This is a genomic window from Kitasatospora sp. NPDC001527 (assembly GCF_040298605.1).
Classification (GTDB): Bacteria; Actinomycetota; Actinomycetes; order Streptomycetales; family Streptomycetaceae; genus Kitasatospora.
Genome location: NZ_JBEPAM010000057.1, coordinates 19,311 through 33,456 on the forward strand (window position 1 = coordinate 19,311; position 14,146 = coordinate 33,456).

11 protein-coding genes are annotated in these 14,146 nt (G+C 73.9%); 6 read left to right on the top strand and 5 right to left on the bottom strand.

The genetic code is table 11. From position 1 onward, the window contains the following. The first annotated feature begins 7 nt into the window (after nucleotides 1–7). The 3 genes from ABT238_RS33635 (at nucleotide 8) to ABT238_RS33645 (ending at nucleotide 4,997) form a co-directional block, all read left to right on the top strand. Nucleotides 8–1,579: an SCO6880 family protein gene (locus ABT238_RS33635; protein ID WP_350570075.1), complete on the top strand. Its 1,572-nt coding sequence runs from the start codon at nucleotides 8–10 to the stop codon at nucleotides 1,577–1,579. A 37-nt stretch (nucleotides 1,580–1,616) separates the two neighbouring features. Beyond that, on the top strand, nucleotides 1,617–2,966 hold the full coding sequence (locus ABT238_RS33640) for an ATP-binding protein (RefSeq protein ID WP_350570074.1): 1,350 nt from the start codon (nucleotides 1,617–1,619) through the stop codon (nucleotides 2,964–2,966). A gap of 237 nt (nucleotides 2,967–3,203) precedes the next feature. Further along, the gene (locus ABT238_RS33645; protein WP_350803160.1) at nucleotides 3,204–4,997 is read left to right on the top strand and encodes a bifunctional metallophosphatase/5'-nucleotidase; all 1,794 of its coding nucleotides are present in this window, start codon (nucleotides 3,204–3,206) and stop codon (nucleotides 4,995–4,997) included. A gap of 70 nt (nucleotides 4,998–5,067) precedes the next feature. Here the strand turns inward: ABT238_RS33645 and ABT238_RS33650 are convergent, their stop codons facing one another. The 5 genes from ABT238_RS33650 to ABT238_RS33670 all read right to left on the bottom strand — a co-directional run bounded on the left by ABT238_RS33650 (nucleotide 5,068) and on the right by ABT238_RS33670 (nucleotide 10,606). Beyond that, nucleotides 5,068–6,561, bottom strand: coding sequence for a sensor histidine kinase (locus tag ABT238_RS33650; protein WP_502891490.1), 1,494 nt, complete (start codon nucleotides 6,559–6,561; stop codon nucleotides 5,068–5,070). Beyond that, on the bottom strand, nucleotides 6,558–7,334 hold the full coding sequence (locus tag ABT238_RS33655; protein ID WP_350570069.1) for a response regulator transcription factor: 777 nt from the start codon (nucleotides 7,332–7,334) through the stop codon (nucleotides 6,558–6,560). The genes ABT238_RS33650 and ABT238_RS33655 overlap by 4 nt, the downstream gene beginning before the upstream one ends. Before the next feature lie 57 nt (nucleotides 7,335–7,391). After that, entirely contained in the window at nucleotides 7,392–8,576 is a 1,185-nt protein-coding gene (locus ABT238_RS33660) for a S1C family serine protease (protein WP_350803167.1), read from the bottom strand. A 94-nt stretch (nucleotides 8,577–8,670) separates the two neighbouring features. Continuing rightward, nucleotides 8,671–9,717, bottom strand: coding sequence for a LacI family DNA-binding transcriptional regulator (locus ABT238_RS33665; RefSeq protein ID WP_350803176.1), 1,047 nt, complete (start codon nucleotides 9,715–9,717; stop codon nucleotides 8,671–8,673). 145 nt (nucleotides 9,718–9,862) lie between these two features. Next, a complete protein-coding gene (locus ABT238_RS33670; protein WP_350570063.1) occupies nucleotides 9,863–10,606 on the bottom strand; it encodes a response regulator transcription factor in 744 nt (247 codons plus the stop codon). A 680-nt stretch (nucleotides 10,607–11,286) separates the two neighbouring features. On the opposite strand from ABT238_RS33670, the gene ABT238_RS33675 reads away from it, so the two are divergent. The 3 genes from ABT238_RS33675 (at nucleotide 11,287) to ABT238_RS33685 (ending at nucleotide 14,067) form a co-directional block, all read left to right on the top strand. Further along, a complete protein-coding gene (locus ABT238_RS33675) occupies nucleotides 11,287–11,586 on the top strand; it encodes a MoaD/ThiS family protein (RefSeq protein ID WP_350803184.1) in 300 nt (99 codons plus the stop codon). Between the two features lie 5 nt (nucleotides 11,587–11,591). Then, a complete protein-coding gene (locus ABT238_RS33680; protein WP_350570059.1) occupies nucleotides 11,592–13,184 on the top strand; it encodes a hypothetical protein in 1,593 nt (530 codons plus the stop codon). 166 nt (nucleotides 13,185–13,350) lie between these two features. Further along, on the top strand, nucleotides 13,351–14,067 hold the full coding sequence (locus ABT238_RS33685; protein WP_350570057.1) for an LmeA family phospholipid-binding protein: 717 nt from the start codon (nucleotides 13,351–13,353) through the stop codon (nucleotides 14,065–14,067). The last annotated feature ends 79 nt before the right edge of the window (nucleotides 14,068–14,146 follow it).

Here is a 14,146-nt window from a genome sequence, read left to right on the forward strand (position 1 = left end):
CGGGTAAGTGAGCGAACCACTCGGCCAGTACGGCGCCCAGTACGCCCAGCCGTATGTGCACCAGCGCCGTACCTACCTGATCGGCAAGGCCCGCCCGAACGCGCCGATCGGCCGGAACCGGGAGTCCGGCGAGATCGTGCTGATCATCTTCGGGGCCTTCCTCGGCATGGTCTGGGGCCTGATGATGCCGATCCTGCCGTTGCGCATCGCGGGCCTGGTGGGTCTGCCCGCGATGGCGATCGCGGCGGTGTACGTGCCGTACCGGCGCCGGACGTTCTACAAGTGGGTGGAGATCAACCGCACCTTCCGCCGGACGGTCCGCAGCGGCCGGGCGGTGTGGAAGTCGGACGCGATGGACGCCGGGACGCGGCTGGACGGCCGCGAGGTGGAGATCGGGCCGCCGCCGGGGGTGGGGCGGCTGCGCTGGCTGTCGGCTCCGTTCGGGCCGGACGAGGTCGGGGTGCTGATGCACCTGGAGCGGCGCACGGTGACGGCGGCGATCGAGATCGAGGGCCCGGGTGTCGGGCTGCGCGACTCGGAGGACCAGGAGGCGCTGGTCGACCGCTTCGGGACGCTGCTGAAGCACGTCGCGAACGGGGACGGCTTCGTGACCCGGCTGCAGATCCTGGCCCGCACCCTGCCGGCCGACCCGGACGCGCACGCCAAGGACGTGGAGCGGCGGGGCGACCCGGACGCGCCGCGCTGGCTGATGGACTCGTACGACCAGCTGCAGTCGATGGTGTCGACCTCCTCGGAGCAGCACCGGGCGTACCTGGTGGCGTGCATGCACTACACCCGGGACCTCGCCGCCGAGGCGCACGCGATGGGCCGTACCGCGACCGGGCGGCGGGCCCGGGACGACGAGGGCCTGGCCGCGGTGATGGCCCGTGAGCTGACCGACATCTGCGCGCGGCTGGCGGAGGCGGACATCCGGGTGCGCCAGCCGCTGGGCCAGGCCCGGCTCTCCTCGCTGCTGCACTCGATGTACGACCCGGACCACCCGATCGACCACATCCAGGCGATGTCGAAGCGCAACGCCTGGCCGGCCGAGCTGGACGCCACCCACCCGCAGTACCTGGAGGCGAAGACCCGCGAGTCGGCGACCCGGGCGCCCTGGTGCCACGCCACCGCGTGGATCAAGGAGTGGCCGCTGACCCCGGTCGGCGTCAACTTCCTGGCGCCGCTGCTGGTGCACACCCCGGACGTGATCCGGACGGTGGCGGTGACCATGGACCTGGAGCCCACCGACGTCGCCATCGAGCGGATGCTCACCGAGAAGACCAACGACGAGGCGGAGGCCAGCCGCGCCGCCAAGATGAACCGCACGGTCGACCCGCGCGACCTGGCCCACAGCGGCCGGGTGGACCAGCGCGGTGACGACCTGGCGTCCGGCGCGGCCGGCGTCAACCTGGTCGGGTACATCACGGTCTCCTCGCGCAACCCCGACGCGCTGGCCCGGGACAAGCGGACGATCCGGGCCTCGGCGGGCAAGAGCTACCTGAAGCTGGAGTGGTGCGACCGCGAGCACCACCGCGCGTTCGTCAACACCCTGCCGTTCGCCACCGGAATCCGCCGCTGAGCGGGCACCGGCCGAGCGACTGATCTGGAGGCCCCGTATGGCGATCGGCAACCTCACCGACGCGTTCACCAGCCTGATGTTCGGCAAGGTGGAGACCACCCGGCTGCCGGTGCGCACGTCCACCGGGCAGGCGCAGGCGGTGTACCTGCCGACCGCCGCGCCGGGGCTCGGCGACTCCGGGGTGATCATCGGCCGGGAGGTGTACAGCGGAAAGGGCTACGTGTACGACCCGTTCCAGCTGTACGGCCAGCAGCTGCCGGCCCCGCACTGGCTGGTGCTGGGCGAGTCCGGCAACGGCAAGTCGGCGCTGGAGAAGACCTACGTGCTGCGCCAGCTGCGGTTCCGGGACCGGCAGGTGGTGGTGCTGGACGCGCAGGGCGAGGACGGGGTCGGCGAGTGGAACCTGATCGCCAACGCGCTGGGCATAAAGTCGATCCGGCTGGACCCGATGGCGGCCCGGGACGGCGGGGTGAAGCTCAACCCGCTGGACCCGGCGATCACCCAGACCGGGCAGCTGTCGCTGCTGCGCACCATCGTCGAGGTGGCGATGGGGCGCGGTCTGGAGGAGCGGGCCGGATTCGCGCTGAAGGCCGCGCACGCGCACGTGGTGGCGACGGTCCGGGACCGTCAGCCGGTGCTGGACGACATCATCGACACCCTGCGCAACCCCGAGCTGTCGTCGGTGGAGTCGCTGGGCGTGGCGGTGGACGAGGTGCAGTCCTGGGGCCTGGACGTCGCCCTGGTGCTGGACCGGCTGGTCGACGGTGACCTGCGGGGCATGTTCGACGGGTCGACCACCGACGGCATCGACCTGGACGCGCCGCTGATCGTCTTCGACCTGTCGCACATCGACCGCAACTCGATCGCGATGCCGATCCTGATGGCCATCGTCGGGGTCTGGCTGGAGCACACCTGGATCAGGCCGGACCGCAAGAAGCGGATCTTCCTGGTCGAGGAGGCCTGGCACATCATCAACAGCCCCTTCGTGGCCCAGCTGTTCCAGCGGCTGCTGAAGTTCGGCCGCCGGCTGGGCCTGTCCTTCGTCGCCGTGGTCCACCACCTCTCCGACGTGGTGGACGGGGCGGCGGCCAAGGAGGCCTCGGCGATCCTCAAGATGGCCTCCACCCGGACCATCTACATGCAGAAGGCCGAGGAGGCGAGAGCCACCGGACGGGTGCTCGGCCTGCCGCGCTGGGCGGTGGAGATCATCCCCACACTTTCGCCCGGTATCGCGGTCTGGGACGTCAACGGCAACGTCCAGGTGGTGAAGCACATCATCACCGAGGCGGAGCGTCCACTGGTCTACACCGACCGCGCGATGACCGAGGACGCGGTGGCCGAACGGGTGCGGGCCGAGCGGCAGTTGGCGGCCGAGCCGGGGGTGTGACGACGGCTCCGGCGGCGCCCCGGCCGGGGCGTGGCGGCCGGCGGTCCGTCGCGGTGCCCGGGCGGCGCGGCGGGGAGAGTCCGATGACGATTCGTCCGCAGGTAACCCTGTCGTTACGTCGGGGGGCCTGACAGCTACGCGCGTTGACCCTAGGCTGCACTCGCGCAACGACACTCGTCTCGCGCGCCCGGGCCTGTCCACAGCTGGGCGCTCTCACAGGTGCAGGGGACCCCCTACATGCTCTCCGTCAGAACCCGACGGTCCGCGCTGGCCGTCGTCGCCGCGGCCGGCCTCGTCGGCACGGTGGCCATGCCGTCCGCGGCCCAGGCCGCGACCGCCAAGAAGCCCAAGACCGTCAACCTCCAGTTGCTGGCCATCAACGACCTGCACGGCAACCTGGAGCCCCCGGCCGGCTCGTCCGGCACCATCCGGGAGATCGACCCGGCCACCGGCCAGCCGGTCAGCACCCCGGCCGGCGGCATCGAGTACCTCGCCACCGCGCTGCGCCAGGCCCGGATCCCCGCCGACGACTCGATCACCGTCGCCGCCGGCGACCTGGTCGGCGCGTCCCCGCTGACCTCGGCGCTCTTCCACGACGAGCCCACCGTCGAGGCGCTGGACAAGCTCGGCCTGGACGTCACCTCGGTCGGCAACCACGAGTTCGACGAGGGCTCGGCCGAACTGCTGCGCCTGCAGAACGGCGGCTGCCACCCGACCGACGGCTGCTACGAGGAGGGGCGCACGTTCAAGGGCGCCAACTTCAACTACCTGTCGGCCAACGTCACCAACGAGAAGACCGGCAAGCCGCTGCTGGCCCCGTACTGGGTGACCAAGTCCCAGGGCGTCAAGGTCGGCTTCATCGGTGTCACCCTGGAGGGCACGCCGAACATCGTGACCGCCGAGGGCGTCAAGGGCCTCAAGTTCGCGGGCGAGGTCGCCACGATCAACAAGTACGCCGCCGAGCTGAAGGCCAAGGGCGTCAACTCGATCGTCGCGCTGATCCACGAGGGCGGTCTGCCGGCCAGCAGCACCTACAACTACGACTGCGGCGCGGCCGGCCAGGGCATCTCCGGCCCGATCGTCGACATCGCCAAGCAGGTCGACCCGGCCGTCGGCGCCATCGTCACCGGCCACACCCACAACGCGTACGCCTGCACCATCCCCGACCCGCAGGGCGTGCCGCGCTCGGTGACCAGCGCCGCCTCCTTCGGCCGGCTGTACACCGAGATCGACCTGAAGCTCGACAAGGCCAGCGGCACCATCGTGCGCCCGTCGGTCAAGGCCGAGAACCACATCGTGCGCCGGACGGTCGAGAAGGCCCCGGACATGACGGAGCTGATCGGCCGCTACTCCAAGCTGGCCGCGCCGATCGCCAACCGCCCGATCGGCTACATCGCCTCGGACATCAACGGCCGCGGCAACAGCGACCCGGAGAAGCCGCTGGGCGACGTCATCGCCGACGCCCAGCAGGTCGGCCTGGCGCCCGCCGACAAGGGCGGCGCGCAGGTCGCCTTCATGAACCCGGGCGGCATCCGCTCCGACCTCGTCTACAAGGCGAGCGGCGGCGAGGGTGACGGCGTGGTGACCTACGGCGAGGCGTTCACCGTCCAGCCGTTCACCAACATGATGCAGGTCAAGACGCTGACCGGGGCCCAGCTGGTCCAGCTGCTGCAGCAGCAGGTCAGCGGCTCCAACGAGGCCTCGCCGAAGATCCTCCAGCCGTCCAAGAGCCTCGGCTACACGCTGGACATGCGCAACAAGGGCGCGGACCGGATCGTCGTCGACTCGATCCGCCTCAACGGCGCGCCGATCGACCCGGCCGCCAAGTACCGGGTCGCGGCCAACGAGTTCCTGGCCGGCGGCGGCGACGGCTTCCCGGCCTTCGCGGCCGGCACCGACAAGCTCGTCGGCGCCTCCGACCTGGACGTCTTCGCCGCCTACCTCGGCGCCAACAGCTCGGCCGCCGCGCCGCTGAAGGCCCCGGCGCAGGACCGGATCAAGGTCATCGGCCCGGGCGGCACCGCCGGCTGAGCCGGTTGGTGCCGGCCGTGAGCCGGTCGGGGCGGGGCGCTGTCGGGGCGCCCCGCCCCTCTTCTCGTTCCTAGCCGGGGGCCGGACCGCCGGGCAGGCGGACGGCGGCGAGGGTGCCGGGGCCGCCGTCCCGGGCCGGGCCGAGCGAGACCTCGCCGCCGGCCTCCCGGACGCTCTGCGCGACGATCGACAACCCGAGGCCGGAGCCCGGGAGCTGGCGCGAGGACGGGGAGCGCCAGAACCGGTCGAAGACGTACGGGAGCTCGTCCGGGGGGATGCCCGGACCGTGGTCGCGGACGGTCAGCACGCCCCCGTCGAGGCGGACCTCGATAGTGCCGCCGGGCGGGCTGTACTTCACCGCGTTGTCGAGCAGGTTGATCACCGCGCGTTCCAGGGCGGCGGCGTCGGCGTGCACGTACCAGGGGGTGGTGGCGGTCTCGAAGACCAGCCCGGGGCCGCGCAGCTTGGCGCGTTCCAAGGCCCGGTCGGCGATCTCGTGCAGGGCTACCACGGCGAGCGTGCGGACCGGCTTGGGGGAGTCGGGGCGGGAGAGCTGGAGGAGGTCGCCGATCAGCACGGTGAGCTCCTGCATCTGGGCCTTCATGTTGCCGAGCAGCTTGGTGCGGGTGGCGGGCGGCAGGGGGCGGCCGGTGTCGTCGCTGCGGATCAGCAGGTCGACGTTGGTGCGCAGGGAGGTGAGCGGGGTGCGCAGCTCGTGCCCGGCGTCGGCGATCAGCCGGGTCTGCCGCTCGCGGGAGTTGGCGAGCGCGGTGCTCATGGAGTTGAAGGAGGTGGAGAGGCGGGCGATCTCGTCCTCGCCCTGGACGGGGATGGTGGTGCCGACCTCCTCGGTGCGGGCGATGTGCTCGACGGCGTCGGTGAGCTGGTCGACGGGCTTGAGCGCCGAGCGGGCGACCAGCCGCCCGGCGACGGCGGCGAGGATGACGCCGCCGAGGGCGACGCCGCCGAGGAGGAAGGCGAGCTGGCGCAGGGAGTCCTCGACGGCCTTGGTCGAGGTGGCGACCATGATCAGCGCGGGCTGGCCGGTTGATTCCAGCTGACCTCTGTCGATCCGGATCATGGCAGGCTCGCCATCGGTGTAATGCCCGTCCCGAATCAGGAACTGCTTCGGATTGAGGTTCAGAGCCCGAAGGTCTTCGGGTTCGATGACCATGGCCTTGGTGGCGGCCGGGGGCAGACAGACGAGGGACGGCTGGTTGAGGACGAACTGGGTGTCACGGGGGGCGGGCCCGCCCGGTGAGACCTGGGGGGAGTCCTGGGCGTTCTTCAGCGCCGCCTGAGGGGTCGTGGCGCAGTTCACCAGGGCCAGCGGCGGCAGGCGGCGCTGCAGGTTTTCCAGGTCGCTGCGGACCACGCCGTACATCCGTTCCTCGACGATGAACCAGCAGGCCAGCGCCGACAGCGCGATCGCCACCGCCACCGCCGCAGCCGTCAGGAACGTCAGGCGGCTGCGCAGGGAGCGGGCGCGGTACCAGGTGGTGAGGCGGCCGCGGCGGGGGATGCGGGGCGGGGCGAGCGGGGGCGGCGGGACGGTGGGGCTCACGCGCTGGTGCCGGCGGCCGGGCGGAGCGCGTAGCCGACCCCGCGGACGGTCTGGATGAGCCGGGGTAGTCCGCCCTGCTCGGTCTTGCGGCGCAGGTACATCACGTAGACGTCCAGCGAGTTGGACGAGGGTTCGAAGTCGAAGCCCCAGACCGCCTTGAGGATCTGCTCGCGGGTGAGCACCTGGCGGGGGTGGGCGAGGAACATCTCCAGCAGCATGAACTCGGTGCGGGTCAGCTCCACCGGCAGGCCGGCCCGGGTGACCTCGCGGGTGGCGGTGTTCATCCGCAGGTCGGCGAAGGCGAGGACGTCGGTCTCCTCCTCGACGGCGGCCGCCCGGGCGGCGGCCTCGGCGGCGAGCGCGTTGCGCCGCAGCAGGGCCCGCACCCGGGCGAGCAGCTCGTCGAGTTCGAAGGGCTTGGCGAGGTAGTCGTCGGCGCCGACGTCGAGGCCGGTGACCCGGTCGCCGACGGCGTCCCGGGCGGTGAGCATCAGCACCGGGACGGTGTCGCCGCGCGAGCGCATCCGGCGCACGGCGGTCAGGCCGTCCATCCGGGGCATCATGATGTCGAGCAGGACGAGGTCAGGCCGGTCGCGTTCGACGGACTCAAGGGCCTCGTAGCCGTCGGTGGCGGTGGCGACCTCGTAGCCCTCGAAGGCGAGGCTGCTCTCCAGGGCGTCCCGGAGGGCGGGTTCGTCGTCGACCACGAGGAGCCGGGCGGTGGTCTGCTGCCCGGGCTCGGCGGCAGTGCGGTCGTCGGCGGACGGGGTCATCGGCGGTTGCCCTTTCTGGTGGCGGGAGGGCCTGCTCGGGTCAATTGTCGGACGTGGTCAGACGTTCTGGCCGGACTGCAGCTTCGGCAGCACCTGCTTGATGTCGTCGATCGGGATGGCGAAGCCGAGGCCGACGCTGCCGGCCCCGCTGCCGCCGGCCGTGGCGCTGGAGCCGCTCGGCGAGTACATGGCCGAGTTGATGGCGATGACCTGCCCCTCGGCATTGATGAGCGGGCCGCCGGAGTTGCCGGGGTTGAGCGCGGCGTCGGTCTGGAAGGCCTGGTAGGTGGCGGTCTCGCCGCCGCTCTGCGGGGTGGTGCCGCGAAGTCCGGGCAGCTGGGGGAAGCCGAAGCCGCCGTTGCCGCTGGTGGTGCCCTCGTCGAGCTGGACGGTGACCTCGCGGTGCTCGGCGCTGATGATGCCGGAGGTGACGGTGCCGGTGAGGCCCTCGGGGTTGCCGATGGCGACGACGGGGTCGCCGACCTCGACGGCCGAGGAGTCGCCGAGGACGGCGGGGGCGAGGTCCTTGGCGCCGCTCGCGGTGATCACGGCGGCGTCCAGGGCCTTGTCGGTGCCGGTGAGGGAGGCCTTGGCGGTGGAGCCGTCGTGGAAGGTGACGGTGATCCGGCCGCCGCCGGCCGCACCGGAGACCACGTGGTAGTTGGTGAGGATCTGGCCGTTCTCGCCGAGCACCACGCCGGTGCCGGTGGCGGTGCCGTTCGCGGTCTGCACGGTGATCTGGACGACGCTGGGCGAGACGGCGGCCGCCACGGCGGCGACGTCGGCGCTGCCGTCGGAGCGGGCGGCGATCGGGCCGGCGAGGGTGCGGCCGCGGGCCTCGGAGTCGTGTCCCTGGGCGGCGACCACGCCGCCGGTGACCCCGCCGAGGACGGCGGCGATCGCCGCGACGGCGGTGACCAGGGCCAGCCGGCCGCGCAGCACGGTGCGCCGGGCGCGGTGGCCGGGGCCACCGGAGCCGCCGGGGGCGGCCGACCGGCCCGCCTCGGGCGGGAACGGCGGGGCCGGGGGAGGGGGCGGGGTGCCGGCGGCGGGGTGGGCGGCGCTGCCGTACCCGGTGCCGTCGTACCCTGTGCCGTCGTACCCGGCGCCGTCCTGCGCCGTGCCGTCGAACGTGGCGCTGTCGAGGACGGTGCCCGGGATGACCCGGGGCCGCGGGTGCCCGTACGGGCCGTCGTACTGCTCGCCGCCGGTGCGCTGCTGCCACTGCTGGTGATCGCTCATGGCGACCAACGTCCGCCCGGCGGATGAGAATCCGGTGAGAGATCGCTCAGAAGGCCCCGAGAAGCCCGTTGACTTCTCATAAAGCCTGGTCAGGCTATGACCGGGCGCCGTCCGGCGAGCATCCGCAGGAACGCCGCACGACCAGGCGCGACGGGAAGGTGCGGACCCGTTCGGTGTCCGAGCCGGGCACCATCAGCGAGTCGTCCAGCACCAGGTCCACCGCGGCCCGGGCCATCGCGTCGCGGTCGGAGGCGACGGTGGTCAGCGGCGGGTCGGCGAGCGCGGCCTCCGGCACGTCGTCGAAGCCGGCCACCGCGAGGTCCTCCGGGATCCGCAGGCCCAGCTCGCGGGCGGCCCGCAGCACGCCGATGGCCTGGTCGTCGGTGGAGCAGAAGATCGCCGGCGGGCGGTCCTCGGAGCCCAGCACGCGCAGCGCGACGTCGTAGGCGCCGTAGCGGTGGAAGGGCGCGTCGATGAGGTGCGGCTGGGTGGGCAGGCCGTGCGCGTCCATGGCGCGCTGCCAGCCCTCGACGTGGTCGATGACCGGGTCGCCGGGCGCGGGGGACTCGACCGGGCCGCCGAAGCACGCCACGTACGGGTGCCCGTGCACCTCCAGCAGGTGGCGCACGATCGTCTCGGCGCCGGCCACGTCGTCGGTGACCACCGCGACGTCGTCGATCGCCTCGGGGCGGCGGTGCAGCAGCACCACCTTGGCGCCCTCCATCGCGGCGAACTCCTCGGCGGCCCGCTGCGAGGGGCCCTGGCTGACCAGGATCAGGCCGGAGACCCGCATGCCGAGGAAGGCGCGGACGTAGTGGACCTCGCGGTCGTCGACGTAGTCGGAGTTGCCGATCAGCACGAGCTTGCCGCGCTCGGAGGCGGCCCGTTCCACGGCGTGCGCCATCTCGGCGAAGAACGGCTGGCGGGCGTCCGGGACGACCATGCCGATCAGGTTGGTGCGGCGGGAGGCCATCGCCTGCGCGACGCTGTTCGGCCGGTAGCCGAGCTGCTCGATCGCGGCGAGCACCTTCTCGCGGGTGGCGGGCGCGACCGGGCGCGGCCCGTTGTTGATCACGTAGCTGACGACCGCGGTCGAGGTACCAGCCAGTCGGGCTACGTCGTCGCGCGTCACTTTGGCCACGGGAGGAGTCTACGCGTGTGGCATGGGGCCGGGCAGTGGGGGACCCGCCCCGGGCGGGCGCAGCGCGCGGCGGCCCGGGGCAGGGTGGGGCGAATCCGGACAGGCCGGGCGGGGCGCCGGGGCGCGGGCCCGCCCGGCCGGCCGGTCAGGCGTCCAGGGCGGCCGGGGAGCGCCGGGGGGCCGGCTCGGCGCGTTCGGCGCGCTCGCCCTTGTCCCCCTTCTCCGGGACGACGAAGCGGTAGCCGACGTTGCGCACGGTGCCGATCAGGCCCTCGTGCTCGACGCCGAGCTTGGCGCGCAGCCGGCGGACGTGCACGTCGACCGTGCGGGTGCCGCCGAAGTAGTCGTAGCCCCAGACCTCCTGCAGCAGCTGCGCCCGGGTGAAGACCCGGCCGGGGTGCTGGGCGAGGTACTTGAGCAGTTCGAACTCCTTGAAGGTGAGGTCGAGCACCCGGCCCTTGAGCTTGGCCGAGTAGGTGGCCTCGTCCACCGAGAGGTCGCCGTTGCGGATCTCCATCGGGCTGTCGTCGGTGGTCACCTGGAGCCGGCCCAGGGCGAGCCGCAGCCGGGCCTCGACCTCGGCGGGGCCCGCGGTGTCGAGCAGCACGTCGTCGATGCCCCAGTCGGCGGTGACGGCGGCCAGGCCGCCCTCGGTCACCACCAGGATCAGCGGGCAGCCGATGCCGGTGGAGCGCAGCAGCTGGCAGAGGCTGCGGATCTGCGGCAGGTCGCGCCTGCCGTCCACCAGGATGACGTCGGCGCTGGGGGTGTCGACCAGGGCGGCTCCCTCGGCGGGGGCCACCCGGACGCTGTGCAGCAGCAGGCCGAGCGCGGGCAGCACCTCCGCGGAGGGTTGAAGCGCGTTAGTGAGGAGGAGCAGAGAACTCATACCCGGTAGTCCCCTTTCCGGGTCGTCGCGGTCGCGGTCCGGCTGCCGCCACAGCCGGAGGGCGCACGTGCTGGTGAGGGGGAAGGGACGGACGTCCGGGGGGAGGCGGGGGACGCGGCGGCGCGCGCGGCCGAACGGGGCACGCTCCGGGGGTCCCGCAACCCCCGCTGCACCGTTTCTGCTCTGCCCATCCGCGAACCTTCCGGTCCTGGCCCGGTCCGGGCGGCGGCCCGGAGCCGGGGTTGTCCGACGCCCCGGCCCGGTCCCGGCACGTCGTTGTGCCGGTGCGGCGGGGCGGTCCCTGCGGCACGCCGGGGGTGGGCCGACGATTCGCACGGACGTCCGTACTGGTGTCCTGAAAGCACAAAAGGATCCGGGGGCGACTCTGCCCGGATCCCTCAGGGATCGAGGATAGCCGACCGGCCCCCCGCGCCGGGAGGGCTCGAATCCGGCGGTTCGGCCTTTTCGGGCGCGCCCCGGGTGAGCCCGGCCACAGCTTCGCGACGGCGCCGCCGGGGGCCGGGCCAGGGCGATTGCCGCTCGCGAGGGCGAACACGCCATCATGGGGGACACATCGGCGGCACCGTATGCGTACCCCTTTCGGGGGAGGCACGGGCGCCCCGGTGGTGGACCCGGCCGGGACACCCGGGCCCGGGCGAGGACGACGAGAAGGGGTTGCCATGGGCGCGACCACCGGGCACGACCCGGCGGCCGCCGTTCGGGTGAGCGGCACGATCCGCTACTGGGCGGCGGCGAAGTCGGAGGCCGGGCTGGCGGAGGAGCCGTACCTGGCGGTGACCCTGGCCGAGGCGCTGGCGCAGGCCGGGGAGCGGCACGCGGACCGGCCGAAGCTGCTCCGGCTGCTCGGCCACTGCTCCTACCTGGTGGACGGCTCGCCGGTGGGCGGCCGCGACCACGCGGCCGTCGCCCTCACCGAGGGCGGGACGGTCGAGGTCCTTCCGCCGTTCGCGGGCGGGTGAGCGGCATGACCGGGATGAACGGAACCCCCGAGGGGCAGCCGCAGCAGCCGCACCCCCAGCAGCCCCACCCCCAGCATCCGCAGGCGCCGTACCAGCCGCAGTACCCGTACGGGCAGCCGCAACCGCAGCAGCAGGCGCCGCAGGGCTACCAGCCCGGGCAGGCGCCTTATCCCTATGCCCCGCAGCAGGCGTACGCGCCGGATCCCTATGCGCAGCAGGGGCACGCGGCCCAGCCGCACGCCCCCGGCGCGGGACACGCGCCGTACGGGCAGCAGGCCTACGGGCAGCCGCCGTACGGGGCCGGGCCGGGCGTGGACGACGCCGCCACGGCGCTGCTCCCGCCGGTGCCGCCGCTGGACGACGCGGCGGCGACCGCGCTGCTGCCGCCGGTGCCGCCGCTGGAGGACGCCGCCGCGACCGCGCTGCTGCCGCCCGTGGTGGTGTCCGGTCCGCTGCCGCCGGCCGCGCCGGGGCAGCAGCCGGGCGGGCCGCCGGTCCGGGCGCCGGGTCAGCCGTCGGCCCAGGGACCGGCGCGGCCCTACACCGAGGCCCCGCCCGGGCGCGGGCGCCGCCGGGCGGCACCGCCCGCGCCGACGCCCGCCCCCGCGCCCGTCCAGGCCCAGGCCCCCGTGCCGGCCCCCGCCCAGGGGCAGGACCTGGACCAGCCGACCATGACGCTGAAGCGCCCCGAGCCCCCGGCTCCCGTGCTGACCGACCCGGCCGCGGCCCGCGCCGCGCGGGCCGCCCGGGCCGCCCACGGCGCCCACGGCGCGCCCGCCCGTCCGGCCGCGCCGTTCCCCGGCCCGGCCCCGTCGCTGGGCGGGCAGCCGTTCCCGGCCGCTGCCCCGGCACCAGCCGCAGCCCCGGCCCCGGCCCCGGCCGCGCCCGCCCGGACCGGTTCGCCGATCAACGACCCGGGCCTCCAGCCCGCCCTGATCACCGCCGGTACTGCCGCCCTGCTGGCCGGCGGCGCGGCGATCGGCCTGCCGGCGCTGGCGCTGGTGCTCGTCCTGCTCCAGGGTCTGACGGCGGCCGGCTGGTTCCGGCTGAACGGCATGTGGCCGGCCCGCCAGGGCATCGCGCTGGCCGCGCTGGCCGGTGTGGTGGCCGACGTGGCGGTGCTGCTGGCCGGCGCGGACGGCGGCACGGCCGCCGTGGTCGGCACGCTCGGCGGGTTCTTCCTGCTGGTCCTGGTGCTGCAGACGTTCCGCCCGGCCGATCCGAAGGAGCGGTTCTACGCGCTCACCGTGCTCGGTTCCGCCACCGTGGTGACGGTGCTCTGCACCGCGCTGCTGCTGGCCGACTGGGTGCCGGCGGCGGTCGGCGGCGTCGCGCTGGCGACCCTGCTGGCGGCCGCGCCGCTGCCCCTGCCGCGCTGGGCGGGCCCGCTGCTGGGCCTGCTCGCGGCGGTCGGCCTGGGCTTCGCGGTCGGCGCGCCGCCGTTCCTGGGCGTGGCGGCCGGCCTCGGCGCGCTGATCGGCCGCCGGGTGGCCGGGTACGACTTCCCCTCCCGGTTCGTGCACATGACGGCGGGCGTGGCCCTGCCGCTCGCGGTGTCGGCGCCGCTGGTCTGGATCGCCACCGCGCTGCTCGGCTGACCGCCCGGACCCGCCCGACGTCCCGCCCCGGAACCATGCTCCGGGGCGGGACGTCGTACGGTCGTGCGGGAGCAGGCCGCACCGGAGCGGCCCGGTCCGCCGCGGGGACGGCTCCGCGCCGCCGGCCACGGCGGACGACAGCGACCGGCGACGACGGGGGAGAGCGATGCGCGGCTGGCTGAAGGCGACGATCGGCGTGGTGGTGCTCTCGGGCGTGCTGGTGGGCGCCGACCGGATCGCCGTCGGGGTCGCCGAGGACGAGGCGGCCGAGCAGATCCTGAAGAGCGGCCGGATGAGCCAGAAGCCGGACGTCTCGATCGAGGGTTTCCCCTTCCTCACCCAGGTCGTCTCGCAGAAGCTGGACGACGTGCGGATCTCCTCGGACGGCCTGACCGTCGGCGAGGGCAAGGACGAGGTGGCCCTGCACGCGTTCCAGGCCCGGCTGTCCGGCGTCGAGGTGAGCGGCAACATGAGCAGTGCCACCGTGGAGAGCGGGAGCGGCTCCGGGCTGATCACCTACGCGGACCTGGCCCGGCTGCTGCCGCCGGCCTCGGAGCTGGTGCCGAACGTGGGCCGGCTCTCGCTCGGCGGCGGCACCCGGCTGAGCCTCTCCTACGGCGGTCCGGGCAAGGTCAAGGCCTCGCTGGGGCCGTTCCCGGTCGGCGACGCCGCGGTGCACAGCCAGGGCGACACGGTCACGGTGGACGGCTTCAAGCTGAGCGCGATGGCCTCGCTGCTGGCCGGGGTGTCCGACCAGAGCCTCGCCCCGATCAGCTTCACCCTCTCCACGCTGCCCGCCGGTCTGAACCTGGCGTCGGTCACACCGCGGGAGGACGGCCTCCAGCTGGCCTTCGAGGGCAAGGACCTCAAGCTCATCGGCTGATCCCCGCCGCCTCTTCCACCGTTCCGCTCCGCGAGACGCGCTGTCCAGCACCGGCCGCGGAGCGGTGCCGTGCCCGGCT

Excerpts from the sequence above, each read along its gene's own strand:
- ABT238_RS33655 (WP_350570069.1), bottom strand. The coding sequence starts at position 7,334 with ATGACCCCGTCCGCCGACGACCGCACTGCCGCCGAGCCCGGGCAGCAG.
- ABT238_RS33675 (WP_350803184.1), top strand. The coding sequence starts at position 11,287 with ATGGGCGCGACCACCGGGCACGACCCGGCGGCCGCCGTTCGGGTGAGC.
- ABT238_RS33685 (WP_350570057.1), top strand. The coding sequence starts at position 13,351 with ATGCGCGGCTGGCTGAAGGCGACGATCGGCGTGGTGGTGCTCTCGGGC.
- ABT238_RS33670 (WP_350570063.1), bottom strand. The coding sequence starts at position 10,606 with ATGAGTTCTCTGCTCCTCCTCACTAACGCGCTTCAACCCTCCGCGGAG.
- ABT238_RS33660 (WP_350803167.1), bottom strand. The coding sequence starts at position 8,576 with ATGAGCGATCACCAGCAGTGGCAGCAGCGCACCGGCGGCGAGCAGTAC.
- ABT238_RS33640 (WP_350570074.1), top strand. The coding sequence starts at position 1,617 with ATGGCGATCGGCAACCTCACCGACGCGTTCACCAGCCTGATGTTCGGC.
- ABT238_RS33680 (WP_350570059.1), top strand. The coding sequence starts at position 11,592 with ATGACCGGGATGAACGGAACCCCCGAGGGGCAGCCGCAGCAGCCGCAC.
- ABT238_RS33645 (WP_350803160.1), top strand. The coding sequence starts at position 3,204 with ATGCTCTCCGTCAGAACCCGACGGTCCGCGCTGGCCGTCGTCGCCGCG.